The following is a 17805-nucleotide window of genomic DNA, read 5'->3' on the forward strand; positions in this document are numbered from 1 at the left end:
CACTCGAAATGAGTATCGATTTTCCTGCGTGCAATCAGATCGAACATCAGCTGGGAGTGGTCAAGTCCCTATTTTGGCGTGTGACTTGAATATATCGGTTGCAATCTCGTCGACGGTCGGCATAGGCAGGTCAATGCCAACATGACTAGGCTCGAATGCTCGGGTCGAAAGGGAGCCTGATTGTTTCAAGCACTGATGGAAGTGTCGCCCCTGCTCCTCGGCTATGCATATGCCGGGCTGGCGGTTGTCCTCATCGCCATCGCGTGCCTTGTCCAGCGCGATGAATGGCGCCGCCTGCTGCAGATCTGCTTCCTTTCGATCAGTTTCCTGGCGCTCTTCGTCAGTCGCCTGCCGATGCTGTTCTATGATCGTGCCATCAATCCCGATGAAGCGCTGATGGGCGCGAACGCGATGCGGGCTCGTTGGGGCTGGATCAGCTGGGACATCGTCGATCCACTGACGGCGGGTCCGATCGACTCGATGGTCCTCGTCTGGCCGAGGCTCTTCGGTCTCGACATCACCTTCTTCAACATTCGGCTGACGGCGATCGTCCTGCTGGCAATCTCCATGAGCCTTCTCGCAAGTGCCCTGAGGCGTCTCTTCGATGCCCGCGTGGCCATGGTAGCAACTCTTCCGGCCTATCTATTCCTGATCTTTACCAATTTCTTCGATTTCGTTCACTATTCGAGCGAGATCATGCCGATCTTCCTGATCTCGCTCGGCATATTCGGTTTGGCCATCTACGCGGAGACCCGGCGCACGTGGTTTCTGCTCTTGGCTGCCTTCGCGGCGGGATGCGTTCCCTTCGCGAAGCTGCAAGGAACTCCGATCGCCGCCCTCGTCGGCGCCCTCGCGCTGCTTTGCGCATGTCGGCCGGCTCACCCAGCCACATTGTCGCTTCGCTTGAAGCGTGCGGCGGCCGTCATCGCGGCCGCTTGCGTGCCAGCTGCGGCTTTCCTGCTGCCTCTCACCCTTTCCGGGGGAGGCGACGATTTTGTGAAGAGCTATTTCGTCCAGCAGAAGTTGCGAATTGTCGGGCAGCAATGGAGCGACAAGATCTGGCATCTGCTGTCCTGGACGAGCTTTGGGCAGCTCGCATTCACCTATCTGGCGATGCTGTGCATCGGCATGGTGGTGATGATCGCCCTGTTCGCCTGGCGCCGCTCGCGACCAGGTCGTCTGGCACTGCGCTTTGCATCCGTTGCCGTCGTCATGGCCGCGGTTTCCTATGCCGCTGCCGTCACCCCAGGCCGGGACTTCTCGCATTATCTGCTGTTCGGGTTGCCGGCACTGGTCATGATCGGCGCGGCTGCCTCGCTCCTGGCGACAAATGGGGGGACGACGGGGCGCTGGGGCACGGCCGCGGCATCGCTTTGTCTCGTCGGGGTTGCCCTCTACCTGTTGCTGCCAAGGCTGGCACAGGAACGCGCCTACGGTCAGCCATGGTCAACGGGTTGGAATGAAGGCATTTATCTGAAGGGTAAGCCGTTCAAGGCACTGCACACGCTGCAATGGCTGCGTCCCGAACCCGGAGACCGCATGGTCTGCTGGGGCTGGCAGGCGGAGTGCTACGTCGATGCCGCGATGGCGCCGGCGACGAGGGAAGCAACGAACGAGAATCAGCTGTACTGGACGGAGCTGCGTAGTTATTTCCGCTCCCGGTTCATCGGGGATCTGAAACGCGATCCGCCTGCTTACATCGTCGATGCCGTGGCGCCCGGCAGTTTCTTCTTCGAGGATCCAAGTCAGTATGGCATTCGGGCGTTCCCGGAATTCGCCGAGGTCGTCGACGGAGATTACGTCCCGGTTTCGAAGGTAGCCAATCCGGAATCCTGTCCGCGCGTCTATGCGTTGCGTGAGCGGGCCGAATCATTGGAGCGCTCGCGGATCGCGTTCGCCTCCATAGCCGCCAGTTCGGCTGAGCCCGGCTTTGATCCGACCTCCCTAGACGACGGCAGCATCTTCGAGAGCTGTGCCGACTATTGGCTCGCGCGGGAGGGTTCGCCCGCCTCGATTCGCATGACATTTGCCGCACCGAGTCCGGTCAAGCGCATCCTGCTCCTCAACACGCGGGATGGGGTTCGCAACACCCGCGCGGGTGGAATCGCCCGGCTTGTTCTGCTTTCGAAGGGCCGCGAAGTGTGGACGCATTTCCTGGAGCTCGAGCCATTTCCTCGCTGGACGGAGGTAAAGCTCCCGGCTCCGCTTCCGGAGGCCGACGCCTTCCAGCTCGATCTCCTCTCGTTCCGGGGCGCTGGCGGTGGGCTCAATGAAGTGAAGCTATATCGCGATTGATCCTCTCAGATCAGCTTCAATCCCTTGAAGCTGGCATGGCCGTTGCGGCCGACGATGATGTGGTCGTGGACGGCGATGCCGAGCGGGGTTGCGATGTCGACGATGGTCTTGGTCATCTGGATGTCGGCGCGCGAGGGGGTCGGGTCCCCGGAGGGATGGTTGTGCACGAGGACGATCGCGGTCGAGGATAGTTCGAGCGCGCGCTTCACCACTTCGCGCGGATAGACGGGGGTATGGTCGACCGTGCCGACCTGTTGGACCTCGTCGGCGATGAGCTGGTTGCGCTTGTCGAGAAAGAGGATGCGGAACTGCTCCTTTTCCTCATAGGCCATGGCGGCGCGGCAATAGTCGATGACGGCGCTCCAGGAGGAGAGCAGGGGCCGCTCGCGAACCGCTCCGCGTGCATAGCGCATCGATGCGGCATGCACGGCCTTCAGATGCGTCGCGACCGAAGCGCCGACGCCGGAAACTTCCATGAGCCTTGCCTCCGGCGCTGCGAGAACGTCGGAAAAGGTGCCAAAGCGGGCGAGGAGCGCCTTGGCGATCGGCTTGGTGTCGCGCCGCGGCACGGAATGGAAGAGCAGCAGTTCGAGCAGTTCATAATCAGCGAGCGCATCGGCGCCCTGCTCGCGAAAACGCGTCTTCAGCCGATCGCGGTGGCCGACGAAATGGGGGAGGTCCCCCGCATCGTCGTCGAAGCCCGTCATGCCGCGGCCGGGTAGGGTGGGCAGGCATAGCCGCGCGGCGAGAGGGTGAAGATCTCGCAGCCGGTCTCTGTGACGCCGACCGTGTGCTCGAACTGGGCGGAGAGCGAACGATCGCGCGTCACCGCTGTCCAGCCATCGGCGAGCACCTTCACGTGCGGCCGGCCAAGATTGATCATCGGCTCGATGGTGAAGATCATGCCGGGACGAAGCTCGACGCCCTCGCCGGGATTGCCATAGTGCAGGATATTGGGTGTGTCATGGAACAGCCGCCCGACGCCGTGGCCGCAGAAGTCGCGCACGACCGAGCAGCGCTCCGCTTCGGCGAAGGACTGGATCGCATGGCCGATATCGCCGGTCGTCTTGCCGGGCTTCACCGCGGCGATGCCGCGCATCAGCGATTCATAGGTAACTTCCACCAGCCGCGACGCCGCGCGCTTGACCTCGCCGACATAATACATGCGGCTTGAATCGCCATACCAGCCATCGAGCACGAAGGTAACGTCGACGTTCAATATGTCGCCGTCGCGCAGCGGCTTCTCGTTCGGAATGCCGTGGCAGACGACGTGGTTCAGCGACGTGCAGGTCGATTTCGTATAGCCGCGATAGCCGAGCGTCGCCGGCAGCGCGCCGTTCTTCTCGCCGAATTCGTAGACGAAGCGGTCAATCTCGTCGGTCGGGACGCCGGGGCGGATGATGTCGGCGATCGCGTCGAGGCATTCGGCCGCGAGGCGGCCAGCCCGATGCATGGCGTCGAAACCGGCGCGGTCGTAGAGGCGGATCTGTCCAGTGTTCTTCAGCGGCGCGGTCTCGGCGTCGACATAGGTGACCATCTAAGGCTCCTCAGTCCGGCAGGTCGGCGCGCCTGAAGCGACGGGAAGGGCCGGGTTCGATACGGGTTCCTCCGATCTGGCGCATCGCGCCGCCGGTTACAAGATGTTTCGCGCCATCAGGCTGCTTTATCGGGGAGCGGCGCGACGGCGAGACGCATGCCGAGCGCCGCCAGCACCTTCATGATCGTGTCTAGCCCGGGATTGCCATCGCCAGAAAGCGCCTTGTACAGCGCCGGCCGGCTCAGACCTGTCTGCGCGGCCAGCTGCGTCATGCCGCGGGCGCGGGCGACGACGCCGAGAGCCTCCGCAATTTCAGAAGGGGTCCCATCCTCGAAGATGGCTTCCAGGAACAGTGCTATCCGCTCATCGTTGTCGAGATGCTCGGCAACATCCCATTTCGTGATGCTCAACGCCATGACCTTGACCTCAAAGTTCGTGCAAGAGCGCCTTTGCAGCGCTTATGTCCTTGTCCTGCGTGCTCTTGTCCCCTCCGCATAAGAGGAGCAGCAGCCGCTTTCCTCGTCGTGTGAAGTACACGCGGTAGCCGGGTCCGTAGTCTATCCGAAGCTCGCTGACACCTTTGCCTACTGGTTTTACGTCGCCAGGGTTTCCGAGCGACAGGGGAAGATCCGCATGTCGATGCGCGCCCTGGCCCGCTCGTCGGCCAGTTCGGCAAACCAACGGCGATAGAGGTCTGTCTGGTCGATCTCATACACAGAGGCGATATCCCTCGGAGATATGAGATGTATCCCATAGGAGACAAATTCCGACAAGCGGATTTGAACGCTCGACCCCCGTTGAGCCGCGTGCATTTGAGCGCTACACCGCTCGCGGACCAGGAGATTGCCATGACCGACACCGCCCCCGCCATCGTCACCGCCGCCATCCTCGTCATCGGCGACGAGATCCTCTCGGGGCGGACCAAGGACAAGAACATCGGCTATATCGCCGAATATTGCACCGCGATCGGCATTGATGTGCGCGAGGTTCGCGTCGTTCCGGATATCGAGGACGAGATCGTCGCGGCGGTCCGCGCGCTGTCCGATCGCTACGACCATGTCTTCTCGACCGGCGGCATCGGCCCGACGCATGACGATATTACCGCCGACGCGATGGCCAAGGCGTTCGGCGTCAACATTGACCACGATCCTCGCGCCGTCGCGATCCTGACCGAGCATTATGGTGCCGCCAGCCTCAACGAGGCGCGCCTCAGGATGGCGCGCATCCCGTCCGGTGCCTCGCTGATCGACAATCCCGTCTCCAAGGCGCCGGGTTTCACGATCCGCAACGTTCATGTCATGGCGGGCGTGCCCACGATCATGCAGGCGATGCTGGATGCCGTGACGGCGACGATCCCGACCGGCACGAAGATGCTCTCCGCGACGGTGCCGGCCTCGATGGGCGAGGGGCGGATCGCCGCCGGGCTTGGCGCGATCCAGGGCGACTTCCCGGATGTTGCGATCGGCAGCTATCCGAAGATGCTGGATGGCGGCTTCGCTACCGATATCGTGCTGCGTTCGCGCGACGCGGGCCGCCTTGCCGAGGCCGTGCGCGCCGTCGAAGGGTTGATTGCCAGCCTGCTCGTCACGCCGCGCTAGCGTTTCAACTCGGCGAGCGTGTGCACGAAGGGGGCGGAAGAGGCCTGGATCGGGCCGTCGAATGGCCTGCCCATATCGAGGATCATGTAGATCGCGCCCGACAGCAATGCTGAGGAAACGACGAAGCCGATCACGACGATGGCGTTCTTCGGAGCCCGAAAGCCATAGCAAGCCATCGTCATCGCGAGCCAGATGACGAGCGCCACCATCAAGGGAGCCGGGACCGAGCCCTCGGTGCGGTCGATGATTCCCCAGCGGGCGCGCAGCAGCGTCGTGACCTCCGCCTTTGCCACGTCGCGCTGCGAGATCATCTGCGGATCGGTCAGCTTCAGCGCGGAAAGCCTGGCGCTGATGTCGTGGAGCGTTCCTTCGGCCGTCCGGTTTTCGGACGGCAAGGAGGGCCGCTCGACATCGCGCATGGCGACGACATTGGCAACATAGCCGGTGAGTTCGGCCCGGGCCGGCTCACCATCGGGGCCAAGGTCGCGCAGTGCGCGGTCCAGGAGGATCAGTTCGGTCGCATAGGCGTGGACGGCCTTGTCCACGTCGGAAAAATTGCTGCTGGCCGAACTCACTAGCAGGCCGAGGACCAGCGAGCTCAGCAAGCCGAAGATGTTGGCTACGATCCGCACGATGTCGAGCGTCTTGTCGTCGAGATGATGGTCGGGCAGGTGGTGATAGGTGAACAGCGTGCCGAGCGATGCGGTCGTGAGGCACAGGAAGGTGACCAGCGCTACCGACGCCTCGTAGGATAGCCCGAGCATGTCCTGCAAGTGTCTCTCCCGCCATTGGCTGTTCACGATCAGCCTAGACGCAACGCATGAAAGCGAATAGCTGCGCTCTTGGCACTTTTCTGTGGAGCGCGTCCTCTGGCAGATTGTGCGAGAGGGCGGGCCGCTCCATGGCTCGTGGGAATCGCGGCACTGGAGGCGGCATGACGAATACGCGAGCTGAAAAGGCGTTTCCCGTATCCTGGGATCAGTTTCACCGCGACGCGCGGGCGCTGACCTGGCGGCTCTCTGGCGACCAGAAATGGGAAGCCATCGTCTGCGTCACCCGCGGCGGGCTGGTGCCGGCGGCGATCGTCGCGCGTGAACTCGGTATCCGCGTGGTCGAGACGGTCTGCGTCGCCTCCTATCACGACTATCAGGAGCAGGGTTCCCTCAAAGTTCTAAAGGGCGTCAACCAGGCGGTGATCGACCTCGCCGGCGGTGAGGGCGCAGGCATATTGGTGATCGACGATCTCGTCGATACCGGCAAGACGGCGCGGCTCGTTCGCGACATGCTGCCCAAGGCCCATTATGCTACGCTTTACGCCAAGCCGCTGGGCCGGCCGCTGGTCGATACCTTCATCACGGAAGTGTCGCAGGATACGTGGATCTTCTTTCCCTGGGACATGGGCCTATCCTTCCAACCGCCGCTGGTCGGCTGAGGACATTAAAATGAACGAGAAGACGAACGATTTGATCGACGAGGATCTCGCCGCCTTCGAGGAAGAATATGATGAGCACCGCGAAGCGCTATTCGACCTGATCTCTGGCTATGCTGAGGAGAACGAACTCGACGACGCCATGCTGACCGGCCTTCTGCTCGACCTCGCAGTGTCGATGCGCATGGTCATCTATGCCCATGGCATCGAAAAGCCATCGGCTGGCGGGCTTAAGCTTGAACTCGACCGCTTCCTGAAGGAAGTCGGCGAGCATGTGCGCGAAGTGAAGAAGGGCGCCGAGGAGTTCATTGCCGAAGTGAAGGCGGACATCGAGGCGAACTAGTCGGAGGCGCGCCGTCACGCCAATCGGCGCTTGGTTTGCGCGATGGCCTGTCGGCGTTGATGAATACGAATGGCTCGTGACCGCCGCCCTCAGCCGCGTGTCACGAGCGCTATGCCGGCCGCGATGGGCACGATGCCGACAAGGTCGAACAGGCTCACCGGCTCGCCAAACACCATCCAGCCGAAAAGAAGGCCGAGCGGCGGCATGAGGAAATGCAGCGCGCTTGCCTCTGTCGCGGTGCGCGTCTGCAGCAGGCGGAACCACAGCCAGAAGGCCCCGATCGAAACGGCAACGACCAGATAGGCGAAGGCGCCGGCCAGTGCCGGGGTCAGATCGATATCGGCAAGGCTCTCGGTCGCCAGCGCGACCGGCAGCAGCGCGACGCCGCCGGCCAGGCACTGCACCGCCGTTCCGGTCCACAGGTCGCCGGCAGGCTTCCATTTCTTGAAGAGGACCGTGCCGGCGACGAGCGCCAGCAATCCGCCGATCACCAGTAGCGTTCCGTGAGGATCCTCGGCGCCGGAAAGGCGCGAGCGCAACACGATCGCGACGCCCGCAAGTCCGAGCAGCAGGCCCGCCAGCTTCGTCGTCGTCAGCCGCTCGCCGAGCACTGGGGCCGCCAGCAGCGCGACAAGTAGCGGGTTGGTGCTGATCAGCACGGCGCCGAAGGCCGAGGAGACGGTCTGCATGCCCGAGAACGAAAAGCCGAGATAGATCGCGTTGTTGAGAGGCCCCAGCAGCACCAGCTTGCCGAGGCTCGTGCGATCCGGCCAGCGCAACCGGCCGCTCCAGGCGGCGGCGCCGATCATCAGGCTGCCGGCCGCGAGGAAGCGAGCCGCAAGTAGCAGGAGCGGCGGGCAATGGGGCAGGGCGATCTTGGCTGCGGCGAAGGCCGAACTCCAGATCAGGCAGAAAAGCACGATCGGCAACAAACCGGCCGCATCCTTACCCCCATTCGGGACTGTCGCGCTGGATATTTCGGTCTGGCTCATGGCTCGTTCCAACCGGCCCGAAACGGGCGCAACGGGTCTATAGGCGATCTCGTTATTATTGGGAAATTCAATGATTTCATGCTATCCATTCGAAAAGTCGATGGTGCGCGCATGTATGATCTCGATCTGCTGAAGAGCTTCGTTTCCGTGGTCGATGCCGGCGGCTTCACGCGGGCGGGCGAGCGGGTCCATCGCACGCAATCGACCGTCAGCCAGCAGATCCGCAAGCTGGAGGACAAGGTCGGTGCACCGCTGATCCGCCGCGACGGGCGCGGTGTTTCGACGACGGAGGCCGGCGAGCGTTTGCTGCCCTATGCGCGCCGCATCCTCGCGCTGTCGCTGGAGGCGGCGAGCGCGGTGGGCAACGCGATGTCTGGCGAGCGCGTCGGGCTGGGCCTCACCGAAGATTTCGCCATTGCCGAATTGACGGGGCTGGTAGCGGCCTTTTCGTTCGAGCGGCCGGATTGCCGGCTCGACATACGCTGCGATCTTTCCGTGGCGCTGGAGGCGGCCCTTCTGGCGGGTGATCTCGACATCGCTCTGCTGAAGCGCGATGCCGGTGGCGGACCCGCCTATGGCAGTTGGCCGGAGCGGCTGGTCTGGGCGACGGCTGCAAGGTCGGGCGCCTTGCCCGATCCGTTGCCGCTGATCGCCTTTCCGCAGGGCTGCCGCTATCGCAATCGCGCCGTCCATGCGCTGGAGGCGGCCGGCCGGCGCTGGCGAATTGCCTATGAGAGCGCCAGCCTTGTTGGCATCGATGCGGCGATCGCCGGCGGGCTCGGTGTTGCCCTGATCGAGGCGCGGGCGCTCCGCCCGGCCTATCGTGTCCTCGGAAGGGCTGACGGGTTCCCCGACGTGCCGCCGACAGAGCTGGCTCTGCTTGTCTCGGCCGAAGCCGGCGGGGCGGCGCGCGAACTGGCTACGATGCTCGCCGGCTTCTGCAACCGCGAGCTTCAGGCGCGCGCCGCCTGATCCCTTAGGCCGCCTCGGCGATCGCCGCGAAGACGGCCGCGTCGCCCTCGACGCTGAGGCCGAAGGGTTCGCCCTCCGGGCCGATCGCGGCAAAGCTCGACCTTCCGTCCCTCGTCGTCACCTCCCAGCGCGAGACCTGCTGGCCGCGCAGATGCAGATGAACGTCTTCCTGCAGCACGTTGATATAGTTGTGACCGAAATGGATGCGAGCGATCTTCCCCGTCCAGGACTGGAACAGCCCTGGACGCGAGAGGCTCAGCGTCACAACCGCGCCGGCATCGACGGCCGCTGCGATGGGAACGGCGCCGATGTCGGATGGGTCGACCGCGACGGCGGAGCGTTCCAGCGGCGGCACATAGGCGAGGGGGGAGCGCGGCAGTCCTTCGAGCGCCGCATCGAAATGCTCGATCCCGTCCAGGGCCGTGACCTTCACGATCGAGCGGCCTTCCGAATCGAGGAAATCGACATAGGCGAGGATTGTGTCATGCGGCGTCTCGCTGCGATCGGCGACGATGGCGGCGATCGTCGACGGGTCGATGCGCGTCTCATGCGCGGCGCCATGGGCGACGATCCAGCCGCTTTCCTCGGTAATGCCATCGAAGACGCCGATGCGCTCCAGCAGCGCGCCGGCCGAGCGGACGCCGACGAGAGTCCGCCCCATGGCGGCGGCGCGGGAGAGGATCGCAAGCGGTTCGAGCGGCAGCGACTGGCGATAGGAGACAGGTTCCGACACGGCGGCATCCTCGTTTTGGGGCAACACAACATCAGAGCAAGCCGCCGTGGTGCCACGGATCGCCCGAGCCGGGTTTAGCAAAGCTGAAGTGGAGGATGAAGGGCATATTTTCGCTGGCGGCAGCCTCGCGGTGGACACGCGACCCGTTGCTCTATCGCGAGCGCCGACAAAATGGCAGAAAGCCGGCAAGCGGGCGTGGCGAAACTGGTAGACGCAAGGGACTTAAAATCCCTCGACCTCGGTCATGCGGGTTCGACCCCCGCCGCCCGCACCATCCGGACATCTCGTGACGTCTGCAAGGCCGGCGAGGAGGGGTTCCCAGCAGTGGCCTCGTAGGCGCATGATCGCTCGGATTGCCTATGCGGGCTCGCCATCGATGACGACGCTAGCGTTGGCGATCGGGTGGCCGTTGTAATGTGGAAAGGACGATCTGCTATAGGCGCGGAGATCCTGGATCGCCGCGATCACGCGGTCGCGGCTGTCGACAAAGGGAATATCGGATCTCCCGCTCGTCAGTTTGGCTGTCAGATTGATGCACCCGACGCTGGCCAGGAAACCGTGACCGGGATGGACAAGGATTTCCGTTCGGTTGCCGGTCGAGAGCAGCTCGAGGCCGGGCTTGGGTGTTTGGTCTGGATCGGTGCTGACGATATAGCCGATGGTCACATAGCGCGCGCCGTCCTGGGTCGCGAGCGGATAGGTCCCTGCTTCGATGCGTCGACCATTGCCGCGAACCTTGTTGTCGCCCGGTCCCTTGGTCTCGACGGCGGTGCCGGTCAGCGAGGCCTGGGCGACGCCTTCGTGGTAGACCTGATAGTCGCCGATCGTGCGGCGTCGGCCGGCGCGATCCTGTTCCAGCTTTCGCACGATGTGTAGCTCCCACCCTTTCCCTGAAATGGGCATCGCTCATTCCTCCTCGATCGAGGTCGCACGATGGCGACGGAAATGGGTTCAGACCTTGGTCAACAGCAACCCGTAGTACAGCCCCGTGCCGGTGACCGACGTGTCGGAGGTCTTGTCGACCGAGCCGCCGAAGGAGGCCTGGAGTGCCTGGATGACGAGGTTCTTCACTTCGGCGGAAACGCCGCGCTTCAGATGGGCTGTGTAGGTCACGTCGGCGCGCAGAGCCTGCTGCGTCTGGCGGGCCAGCCCCTTGGCCTTGAACTCCTTGAGCGTCTCGGCGCAGACGGGTCCAAGGCCGTTCTGGATGGTCTTCAGGTCCGCATAGGGCAGCTGCTCGACCTTCACGTCGGAGAATTTGAGCGTGATGGATTCGATATTGCTCGCCTGTGCACCGAGGCCCAGCGCCTTGATGGCCGCTACGCTGAGGTTGAACGAGCCATTGAACGACCGTGACGCCTCGCTGGTCGCGCCCGTGTCGATGATGGCCGGCGGGGCGTTGGCGTATTCGGGCCGGCAGAGATAGGCGAGGCGCAGTGGCTCGGTGAAGCCGTACCCCTTCACCGAGGTGACGAGCGAGCCGGGACCGTAGCCGGTCGAGGGGAGGGCGATTGTGTCGTAGCCGAGACTTTGGACGATCTGGTCCGTGCTGCGATAGCCGCCGCCGGCCAGCCCGGTGTCCGGCGTCGTGTGGCAGGAGGCCAATGCGGCCGTGGCGAGCAATAGTCCAAATCGCTTCAGCATAACCAATCCCCCGATTGCAACTAATGATAGTTCAATCACTAGTATGAAACTTTCGCAATAGGGCGCTTGATGGGACTACTTTTCGTTGATGATGTACGTCATATATAAATCGGGGCGACTGCTTTCCGCATCGCCGGGAGATCATCCTCATGGCGCGCGCATCCCGTAAGGAAGCCGAACAACATCGGAAGGACATCGTCGAGGCCGCCTCGCATCTGTTTCGCGAAAAGGGGGTTGGCCGGGTCAGCGTGCCGGAACTGATGGCGGCCGCGGGGATGACGCATGGCGGCTTCTATGGTCATTTCGCCTCGAAGGACGCGCTGGCGGCGGAAGCGTTCGAGGCGGCGTTCCGGCAGATGAATGAGCGCATCGCGAGGTCCGCCGAGGGCCGGTCCTGGGAGGCGGCCCGCGCCGGACTCATCGACAGCTATCTCTCCTGCGAGCACCGCGACCATCCCGAGAGTGGCTGCGCCGCGGCGGGGCTGCTCGACTTCCCCCGCGATACAGATAGCGAGGCGGTGCGCGCCGCCTATGCCAATGGCGTGGCGGCGATGCTGGACGCGATCGAGGCGGCGCAGGCAGAGGCAAGCCCCGAGGCACGGCCGGCGGCGATGGCAACCCTCGCCACGCTGGTCGGCAGCCTTCTACTCGCACGGGCAACGAAGGATACGCCTCTTTCCGAGGCTTTTCTGGAGGCCGGCCGGGCGCGATTGGCGGAAAAGAGCCTTGTCGCGAACCCGGAAGGCCCAGCCGAAAACTAAAATCGGCGGTCGCACTTGCCATTTAGATTATGACTATCATCTAAAGGCCGTTGCTGCATTGGCCGGCGGATCGCCGCGGCCTGCCTACGGAGATGAGACATGACTGAATCGGCTGAGAAGGGCGTCGCCCTCGTCACGGGCGCCTCAATGGGTATCGGCGCCGTCTACGCGGAAAAGCTGGCGGCGCGAGGATATGATTTGCTGCTGGTCGCCCGCGACGAGCCGAAGCTTGCGGCGCTCGCCAGCCGGATTGTCGCGGCGACGGGACGCAAGGTCGAGGTGCTGAAGGCGGACCTGACCGACCGTTCGGATCGTCTGGCGGTCGAGGCGCGGCTCCGGAGCGACACGTCGATCACGCTTCTCGTCAACAATGCCGGCCTTCTTGTCGCCAGCCCGATGGCGGATGCCGATCCTGACGCGATCGAGACGATGATCGATCTCAACGTCGTGGCGCTGACACGCCTGACGCTGGCCGCCTTGCCCGGCTTCGTCGCGCGGGGGGCAGGCGGGATCATTCAGATTGCCTCGGTCGTACCGCTTATCCCCGAGCGGTTCCCCAATCTCTACAGTTCAACCAAGGCCTTCGTGCTGCATTTCGGCGAGGCGCTGAATGTGCAACTGGCCGGGACGGGCGTTCGCGTCCAGACCCTGTTGCCGGGGGCAACCGCGACGGCAATCTGGGAAAAGGCGGGTGTGCCGGTCGAAAGCCTGCCGCCGGAGATGGTGATGCAGCCGGAGGCCATGGTCGACGCGGCGATTGCCGGCTTCGAGGCGGGCGAGACGGTGACGATACCCTCGTTGCCGGATATCGGCGACTGGGACGCCTATAACGCCGCCCGCCTGGCGCTCGCTCCGAACCTCTCGCGCAGCCAGCCCGCCGGCCGCTATCTGGGCGAAACCCAGCAGGCGGCTTGAAGCGTCCCGTCACGGCGGATCCGATCCCGCCCCGCCCAGGTTGGGAAAGGGCAGGTTAGGGCGGGATGGCCCGCCGTGACGGTTTCGCGGCCGATCAGAGATCGACGGCCGGATCGGGCTTCTTGCCGATGGCCTCGGCGGCCTTCAGCAGGATGGCGGCGACCCGGCGCTGCTCCTCCGGGCTTTCGCCGATGCGCGAAGCGATAGCGCTCTTCAGGGCCCGGCGTGCGTCGTTGAGTTCCGGTACGACGCCCGGAATGTCCCGGTCGGGCCGCTCCCCGCGCGGCTCGTCCTCGCCGCGGCCGAACCAGGCCTTCGCCTGCGCCATACGGCTACCGATACGGGCTAGATGATCGAGCACGGCGTCGACACCGGCGCGATTGGCGTCTAGATGCGCCTTGCCGGCCTCGGTGATCGAATAGACCTTCTTGTTGCCTTCGCTGGCCGCGGTGGCGTGGCCGGCCTCTTCGAGGAAGGTCAGCGTCGGATAAACGACGCCCGGGCTCGGGCTGTAGCTGCCGCTCGTCAGTTCCTCGATGGCCTTGATGATGTCGTAGCCATGACGCGGCTGCTTCTCGATCAGCGACAGCACGATAAGGCGCAGATCGCCATCGGCGACCATGCGGCCCATGCGGAAACCGTCGTCGCCGCCGCGTCCGCCCCGCGGGCCATGGCCGAACGGGCCGAAGCCGGGTCCGCCGCGGCGGCCCATTAGCTCGAAGAAGCGGGCGACGCCATGCGGCTGGCCATCATGGTCGCGGCCGCGATCCTCATGGCGGCGCTGCTCCCGGCAGCGATGTTCATGGCGATGATGTTCGTTGTGGTGATGACCCATTGTGGTCCCTTTCCTGACTTCAGATATATCGTAAGTAACTCTCGCTCGCTGGTTCGTCAAGATATATCTTACGCTATATCGAAAGAGACTGCATCGTCGCGCTCGCGCGTGTGACTGCCGTCATTGTAGGATCGTGCCCGCAGGGGAATATCCGCGCCGACGGATCAAGGGGCAGGGGAGCGAGCACCGATCATGGAGATGCAAAGGGCTATCGAAAGTCCCGCGACCGCGGCGATTCCCCTCGATGCGCGGCGCTGGCGCAAGACGCTGTTCGAGATGCTGCTCGATTCGCGCGATGCCTTCGGCGGCAAGCGAGACGTCATCGAAGATACCCAGAGGAAGCCGCTCACCTATGACCGCGTCGTGATCGGCGCCATGGTTCTCGGCCGCATCTGCGCGGCGAAGACGAAGCTGGGCGAGCGTGTCGGGCTGATGCTGCCCAATGTCGCGACCGTCGCGCCGGCCTTCTTCGGCCTCTCCGCTTTTGGCCGCGTGCCGGCCATACTCAATTTCACCGCCGGACCCAGGAATCTTCTCGTCGCCTGCAAAGCGGCTGGGATCCGCAAGGTGATTTCCTCGCGCCGCTTCATCGCCGAGGGCAAGCTCGACGAACTGGTCGCCGCGATCGGCGGCGAGGTCGAATTTATCTGGCTGGAGGATGTCGGCAAAAGCGTCGGCACGTTCGGCAAGCTCGCGGGCGTCGTCTCGTCCTGGTTCGCGCGGGCAATCCACAAGCGCGCCAAGGTCGGGCCCGACGATATCGGCGTCATGCTGTTCACGTCCGGATCGGAGGGATTGCCGAAGGGCGTCGCGCTGACGCATGCCAATGTGCTCGCCAATGTCGAGCAGTTCCTGAAGACGCTGGAACTCAATTCCGACGATTCGCTGTTCAACCCGCTGCCGGTGTTTCATTCCTTCGGCATGACGGTAGGACTCGTCGCACCATTCTCGATCGGCATGCGCGTCTTCTTCTATCCGACGCCGCTTCACTACAAGCAGATCCCGGCGATGATCGCCGACAGCGGCTCGACCATCCTGATCGGAACCGACACCTTCGCCGCCGGCTGGGGCCGGCAGGCGGAACCGGAGCATTTCCGGAAGCTCCGCGTCGTCGTGCTCGGGGCCGAGCGGATCAAGGACGCGACGCGAAAGATCTGGCGCGACCGCTTCGGCATCGAACTCTATGAAGGCTATGGCGCGACGGAGGCCGCACCGGCGATCGCCGCCAACACGCCGCTCTATCATCGCGACGGCACGGTCGGCCGCCTGTTGCCGACGATGTCCTATCGCATCGAGCCTGTGCCGGGTCTCGACGAGGGTGGCCGGCTCTGGATCGCCGGCCCCAACGTCATGCTCGGTTATATGCGTGAAAGCGCGCCGGGGACGCTGGAGCGGACCGAGGATGGCTGGCACGATACCGGCGACATCGTCTCGATCGACGCCGAGGGCTACATCACCATCCGCGGCCGCGCCAAGCGCTTCGCCAAGATCGGCGGCGAGATGATCTCGCTCGCCGCGGCCGAAGCCTATGTGGCGCAGGTCTGGCCCGACGATGCACACGCCGTCGTCGCGGTCCCCGACGAGCGCAAGGGCGAGCAACTCGTCCTCGTCACCGACAGGCAGGATCCCGACCGCGAAGAACTTATCGTCTCGGCCCGCGAGCACGGCCTCGCCGAGATCATGCTGCCGAAGCGGATCGTCAGCGTCGAGGCCCTGCCGATGCTCGGCACGGGCAAGACGGACTATGCGGCGATCGGGGAGTTGGCGCGGCGCTGAGGGTGGATCAGAGCAAGGCGAAGGCTATGGAGCTTCTTGTTCGAGCCATCGATTGGGATCCAAAAGAACTTTGGGACCAGATCCCCTTTCGGATCGAACTCTTACGGGAATTGCCCGGTTCGGATCGCACCGACTACTGGCTCGGCCGATTGCCCAAGTCGCTCTGTTGGCTCGATGGCGGCAGCAGTTTCGAGATTGGCTATGTCGTTGTCTCCGCGAGGCATTCGGGGGTGCAGATTTCCCCTCGGGCCAAGAACCTAGCTTTGGGCCTAGCCTATGTGATCGACCCTTCGCAGATTTCTGATCCTGAATTGCATTTTGAAAAAGTTCGCTACGTTGCAATCGCCACGGCGGATGAAATTGGGGACGCACCTTAGCGCAGCCGACGGTGCCTCAAGTGCTCAGCGCGCGGCATAAGGCCCGGCGCTTTCGTCGGAGGCCGCTGCACTTGCCGACGTTGAGTGGCGCGGAAGGGTCGCGTCATTCGTCACCCGTTCTGTTTCCAGCCATACAGCCAGTCATAGCGGGCGAGCAGCCTTTCGCCGCCGAGCGCCTTCATGGTCGCGTCGCGGAATGAGGCGGCCAGCGGGCTCATGTGATAGATCGTGCCGTTCTGCTGGGCCGCGCGCCAGACTCGGGCAACGCGGGGCTGGCGGAGCGCTTGATAGCGCTGGAGAGCCGCCTGCGTGTCGAAGCCCGGCTGCGCGAGGCAGCGTGTCAGGATTGCTGCGTCCTCGATTGCCATCGCCGCGCCCTGGGCCAGGAAGGGCAGCATGGCATGGGCTGAATCACCGACCAGCACGGCATGGCCTCGATGCCAGGGCCCCGAGGGCTCGACGGCCCGGAGACACCAGCGCGTCCAGGCTTTTCCGGCGTTGATCAGGGCAGTAAGGACGCTGGACGCGTTGCGGAAAAAGCGTGTGATCTCGTCCGGATCGCCGGGCTCGGCCCAGCCCTCGCCGGACCAATCCTCCTCGATGATCGCGACGACGTTGATCTCCTTGCCGGCGCGGATCGGATAGGCGACCACGTGGCTGCGCTCGTTCATGAAGACGCTGACATGGTCGCGCGGCAGTTCCTCCGGCGCCTCGACGGCCGGAATCGTCGTCCGCCACGCCGTTCGCTGCGCCGCGATCTCGGTTTGGCCGGGATCGACGAAGTGCCGCACGGCAGAGCGGATACCATCGGCGCCGACAAGGAGTTTCGCGGCGTGGCGGGTACCGCCGATCGAGAAGCTTATGGCACCGGACAGGGTTTCGACGTCGGTAATCGGGGCGGCGAGCGCCAAGCGGATCGATGGATCGGCTCGGGCGGCATCAAGCAGGAGCCGCTGCAGGTCGGCGCGATGCAGGACGCGATAGGGTGCGCCAAGGCGCAGCGCCGCGCTCGCCAGCGGCATCGAGACCAGCGGCTTGAGATGGCTGCCGGAATAGACGTCGATCGCCTGCGGCCGAACGGAGACGGCGTCAAGGGCCGGGCCGAGGCCGAGCTGTTCGAGGATGCGGCCGGCGTTCGGCGAGATCTGCAGGCCGGCACCGACCTCATAATGGACCGCGGTCCGCTCGAACACGGACACCTGCCGGCCGCTGCGCGAAAGCAGCAGCGCAGCCGTCAGACCTGCGATGCCGGCGCCGGCGATCGCAGTCTCGAACTCGGCCATAACAAACCTCGGCGCGGCTCAGGCCGCGATCGGATCGATGAAGAGATGGCCCGGCGGCAGCGTCTCGGTGCCGTGCAGCGCTGGATTGTAGCGATAGAGCGTCGAGCAATAGGGGCAGACGCGCTCGCCGTCTTCGCCGAGGTCGATGAAGATGTGCGGATGGTCGAAGGGTGGCTTGGCGCCCACGCACATGAACTCCTTCACGCCGATCTCGATCCGCGCCACGCCTGAATCATTGTGGAAATGCGGTATGACGTGCTCGGCCATGATCGTCTCGTCGTTCGAATTTGGAATGTGCCGGGACCATAGCGCTCA

22 protein-coding genes and 1 tRNA gene are annotated in these 17805 nt (G+C 64.2%); 10 read left to right on the forward strand and 13 right to left on the reverse strand.

What is annotated here, in order from left to right; genetic code table 11:
• Positions 1-180: 180 nt before the first annotated feature.
• On the forward strand, positions 181-2295 hold the full coding sequence (locus tag OSH05_RS21490) for a glycosyltransferase family protein (protein WP_133163190.1): 2115 nt from the start codon (positions 181-183) through the stop codon (positions 2293-2295).
• A 5-nt stretch (positions 2296-2300) separates the two neighbouring features.
• Here the strand turns inward: OSH05_RS21490 and radC are convergent, their stop codons facing one another.
• From radC to OSH05_RS25150, 5 genes are all read right to left on the reverse strand, one after another.
• A complete protein-coding gene (gene radC, locus OSH05_RS21495; RefSeq protein ID WP_266352924.1) occupies positions 2301-3002 on the reverse strand; it encodes a RadC family protein in 702 nt (233 codons plus the stop codon).
• Complete coding sequence (gene map, locus OSH05_RS21500) at positions 2999-3832, reverse strand: type I methionyl aminopeptidase (RefSeq protein WP_104220526.1); 834 nt, start codon at positions 3830-3832, stop codon at positions 2999-3001. The genes radC and map overlap by 4 nt, the downstream gene beginning before the upstream one ends.
• 116 nt (positions 3833-3948) lie before the next feature.
• A complete protein-coding gene (locus OSH05_RS21505) occupies positions 3949-4248 on the reverse strand; it encodes an addiction module antidote protein (RefSeq protein WP_104220527.1) in 300 nt (99 codons plus the stop codon).
• A 10-nt stretch (positions 4249-4258) separates the two neighbouring features.
• Positions 4259-4453: a type II toxin-antitoxin system RelE/ParE family toxin gene (locus tag OSH05_RS21510; protein WP_323181482.1), complete on the reverse strand. Its 195-nt coding sequence runs from the start codon at positions 4451-4453 to the stop codon at positions 4259-4261.
• Positions 4426-4548, reverse strand: coding sequence for a hypothetical protein (locus OSH05_RS25150; RefSeq protein ID WP_323181483.1), 123 nt, complete (start codon positions 4546-4548; stop codon positions 4426-4428). The genes OSH05_RS21510 and OSH05_RS25150 overlap by 28 nt, the downstream gene beginning before the upstream one ends.
• A 132-nt stretch (positions 4549-4680) precedes the next feature.
• Between OSH05_RS25150 and OSH05_RS21515 the strand changes: the two genes are divergently transcribed.
• Positions 4681-5430 (forward strand): competence/damage-inducible protein A, encoded by a 750-nt coding sequence (locus OSH05_RS21515; RefSeq protein WP_104220528.1) that lies wholly within the window; start codon positions 4681-4683, stop codon positions 5428-5430.
• Here OSH05_RS21515 and OSH05_RS21520 read toward each other — a convergent pair.
• Positions 5427-6194, reverse strand: a complete 768-nt coding sequence (locus OSH05_RS21520) for a bestrophin-like domain (protein ID WP_266352983.1) — start codon at positions 6192-6194, stop codon at positions 5427-5429. The genes OSH05_RS21515 and OSH05_RS21520 overlap by 4 nt on opposite strands.
• Positions 6195-6364: 170 nt before the next feature.
• On the opposite strand from OSH05_RS21520, the gene gpt reads away from it, so the two are divergent.
• Positions 6365-6862: a xanthine phosphoribosyltransferase gene (gpt, locus tag OSH05_RS21525; protein ID WP_104220530.1), complete on the forward strand. Its 498-nt coding sequence runs from the start codon at positions 6365-6367 to the stop codon at positions 6860-6862.
• Positions 6863-6872: 10 nt separating this feature from the next.
• Complete coding sequence (locus OSH05_RS21530) at positions 6873-7202, forward strand: hypothetical protein (RefSeq protein WP_104220531.1); 330 nt, start codon at positions 6873-6875, stop codon at positions 7200-7202.
• An 89-nt stretch (positions 7203-7291) separates the two neighbouring features.
• On the opposite strand, the gene OSH05_RS21535 is transcribed toward OSH05_RS21530, so the two are convergent.
• Positions 7292-8194 (reverse strand): DMT family transporter, encoded by a 903-nt coding sequence (locus OSH05_RS21535; protein WP_104220532.1) that lies wholly within the window; start codon positions 8192-8194, stop codon positions 7292-7294.
• Between the two features lie 111 nt (positions 8195-8305).
• On the opposite strand from OSH05_RS21535, the gene OSH05_RS21540 reads away from it, so the two are divergent.
• A complete protein-coding gene (locus OSH05_RS21540; RefSeq protein WP_104220533.1) occupies positions 8306-9166 on the forward strand; it encodes a LysR family transcriptional regulator in 861 nt (286 codons plus the stop codon).
• Positions 9167-9170: 4 nt separating this feature from the next.
• On the opposite strand, the gene OSH05_RS21545 is transcribed toward OSH05_RS21540, so the two are convergent.
• Positions 9171-9899, reverse strand: coding sequence for a ChuX/HutX family heme-like substrate-binding protein (locus tag OSH05_RS21545; RefSeq protein WP_104220534.1), 729 nt, complete (start codon positions 9897-9899; stop codon positions 9171-9173).
• Positions 9900-10088: 189 nt separating this feature from the next.
• On the opposite strand from OSH05_RS21545, the gene OSH05_RS21550 reads away from it, so the two are divergent.
• Positions 10089-10173: transfer RNA gene (locus OSH05_RS21550), tRNA-Leu, on the forward strand.
• 83 nt (positions 10174-10256) lie between these two features.
• Here OSH05_RS21550 and OSH05_RS21555 read toward each other — a convergent pair.
• The gene (locus tag OSH05_RS21555; protein ID WP_266352929.1) at positions 10257-10766 is read right to left on the reverse strand and encodes a hypothetical protein; all 510 of its coding nucleotides are present in this window, start codon (positions 10764-10766) and stop codon (positions 10257-10259) included.
• An 84-nt stretch (positions 10767-10850) separates the two neighbouring features.
• On the reverse strand, positions 10851-11543 hold the full coding sequence (locus OSH05_RS21560) for a hypothetical protein (protein WP_104220536.1): 693 nt from the start codon (positions 11541-11543) through the stop codon (positions 10851-10853).
• Between the two features lie 149 nt (positions 11544-11692).
• Here OSH05_RS21560 and OSH05_RS21565 point away from each other — a divergent pair, with 149 nt between their 5' ends.
• Positions 11693-12304, forward strand: coding sequence for a TetR/AcrR family transcriptional regulator (locus tag OSH05_RS21565; protein ID WP_104220537.1), 612 nt, complete (start codon positions 11693-11695; stop codon positions 12302-12304).
• A 99-nt stretch (positions 12305-12403) separates the two neighbouring features.
• On the forward strand, positions 12404-13219 hold the full coding sequence (locus OSH05_RS21570) for an SDR family NAD(P)-dependent oxidoreductase (protein ID WP_104220538.1): 816 nt from the start codon (positions 12404-12406) through the stop codon (positions 13217-13219).
• A 94-nt stretch (positions 13220-13313) separates the two neighbouring features.
• Here OSH05_RS21570 and OSH05_RS21575 read toward each other — a convergent pair whose 3' ends face one another.
• On the reverse strand, positions 13314-14054 hold the full coding sequence (locus OSH05_RS21575; protein WP_165801672.1) for a PadR family transcriptional regulator: 741 nt from the start codon (positions 14052-14054) through the stop codon (positions 13314-13316).
• A gap of 192 nt (positions 14055-14246) precedes the next feature.
• Between OSH05_RS21575 and OSH05_RS21580 the strand changes: the two genes are divergently transcribed.
• Both OSH05_RS21580 and OSH05_RS21585 read left to right on the forward strand, forming a co-directional pair.
• Positions 14247-15830 (forward strand): AMP-binding protein, encoded by a 1584-nt coding sequence (locus tag OSH05_RS21580; RefSeq protein WP_104220539.1) that lies wholly within the window; start codon positions 14247-14249, stop codon positions 15828-15830.
• A 26-nt stretch (positions 15831-15856) separates the two neighbouring features.
• Positions 15857-16207 carry a hypothetical protein gene (locus OSH05_RS21585; RefSeq protein WP_165801673.1) on the forward strand — a complete coding sequence of 117 codons (351 nt, stop codon included), beginning with the start codon at positions 15857-15859 and terminating at the stop codon, positions 16205-16207.
• A 110-nt stretch (positions 16208-16317) separates the two neighbouring features.
• Here OSH05_RS21585 and OSH05_RS21590 read toward each other — a convergent pair whose 3' ends face one another.
• Positions 16318-17490, reverse strand: coding sequence for an FAD-dependent monooxygenase (locus tag OSH05_RS21590; RefSeq protein ID WP_104220541.1), 1173 nt, complete (start codon positions 17488-17490; stop codon positions 16318-16320).
• Between the two features lie 18 nt (positions 17491-17508).
• Entirely contained in the window at positions 17509-17757 is a 249-nt protein-coding gene (locus tag OSH05_RS21595) for a zinc-finger domain-containing protein (RefSeq protein WP_104220542.1), read from the reverse strand.
• Between the last annotated feature and the right edge of the window lie 48 nt (positions 17758-17805).

The organism is Kaistia algarum (genome assembly GCF_026343945.1).
GTDB lineage: Bacteria > Pseudomonadota > Alphaproteobacteria > Rhizobiales > Kaistiaceae > Kaistia > Kaistia algarum.

What these genes read in the sequence shown, in the direction of transcription:
- radC (WP_266352924.1), bottom strand. Translation starts at nt 3,002, where the DNA reads ATGACGGGCTTCGACGACGATGCGGGGGACCTCCCCCATTTCGTCGGC.
- map (WP_104220526.1), bottom strand. Translation starts at nt 3,832, where the DNA reads ATGGTCACCTATGTCGACGCCGAGACCGCGCCGCTGAAGAACACTGGA.
- OSH05_RS21505 (WP_104220527.1), bottom strand. Translation starts at nt 4,248, where the DNA reads ATGGCGTTGAGCATCACGAAATGGGATGTTGCCGAGCATCTCGACAAC.
- OSH05_RS21515 (WP_104220528.1), top strand. Translation starts at nt 4,681, where the DNA reads ATGACCGACACCGCCCCCGCCATCGTCACCGCCGCCATCCTCGTCATC.
- OSH05_RS21520 (WP_266352983.1), bottom strand. Translation starts at nt 6,194, where the DNA reads ATGCTCGGGCTATCCTACGAGGCGTCGGTAGCGCTGGTCACCTTCCTG.
- gpt (WP_104220530.1), top strand. Translation starts at nt 6,365, where the DNA reads ATGACGAATACGCGAGCTGAAAAGGCGTTTCCCGTATCCTGGGATCAG.
- OSH05_RS21530 (WP_104220531.1), top strand. Translation starts at nt 6,873, where the DNA reads ATGAACGAGAAGACGAACGATTTGATCGACGAGGATCTCGCCGCCTTC.
- OSH05_RS21535 (WP_104220532.1), bottom strand. Translation starts at nt 8,194, where the DNA reads ATGAGCCAGACCGAAATATCCAGCGCGACAGTCCCGAATGGGGGTAAG.
- OSH05_RS21540 (WP_104220533.1), top strand. Translation starts at nt 8,306, where the DNA reads ATGTATGATCTCGATCTGCTGAAGAGCTTCGTTTCCGTGGTCGATGCC.
- OSH05_RS21560 (WP_104220536.1), bottom strand. Translation starts at nt 11,543, where the DNA reads ATGCTGAAGCGATTTGGACTATTGCTCGCCACGGCCGCATTGGCCTCC.
- OSH05_RS21565 (WP_104220537.1), top strand. Translation starts at nt 11,693, where the DNA reads ATGGCGCGCGCATCCCGTAAGGAAGCCGAACAACATCGGAAGGACATC.
- OSH05_RS21570 (WP_104220538.1), top strand. Translation starts at nt 12,404, where the DNA reads ATGACTGAATCGGCTGAGAAGGGCGTCGCCCTCGTCACGGGCGCCTCA.
- OSH05_RS21575 (WP_165801672.1), bottom strand. Translation starts at nt 14,054, where the DNA reads ATGGGTCATCACCACAACGAACATCATCGCCATGAACATCGCTGCCGG.
- OSH05_RS21580 (WP_104220539.1), top strand. Translation starts at nt 14,247, where the DNA reads ATGGAGATGCAAAGGGCTATCGAAAGTCCCGCGACCGCGGCGATTCCC.
- OSH05_RS21585 (WP_165801673.1), top strand. Translation starts at nt 15,857, where the DNA reads ATGGAGCTTCTTGTTCGAGCCATCGATTGGGATCCAAAAGAACTTTGG.
- OSH05_RS21590 (WP_104220541.1), bottom strand. Translation starts at nt 17,490, where the DNA reads ATGGCCGAGTTCGAGACTGCGATCGCCGGCGCCGGCATCGCAGGTCTG.
- OSH05_RS21595 (WP_104220542.1), bottom strand. Translation starts at nt 17,757, where the DNA reads ATGGCCGAGCACGTCATACCGCATTTCCACAATGATTCAGGCGTGGCG.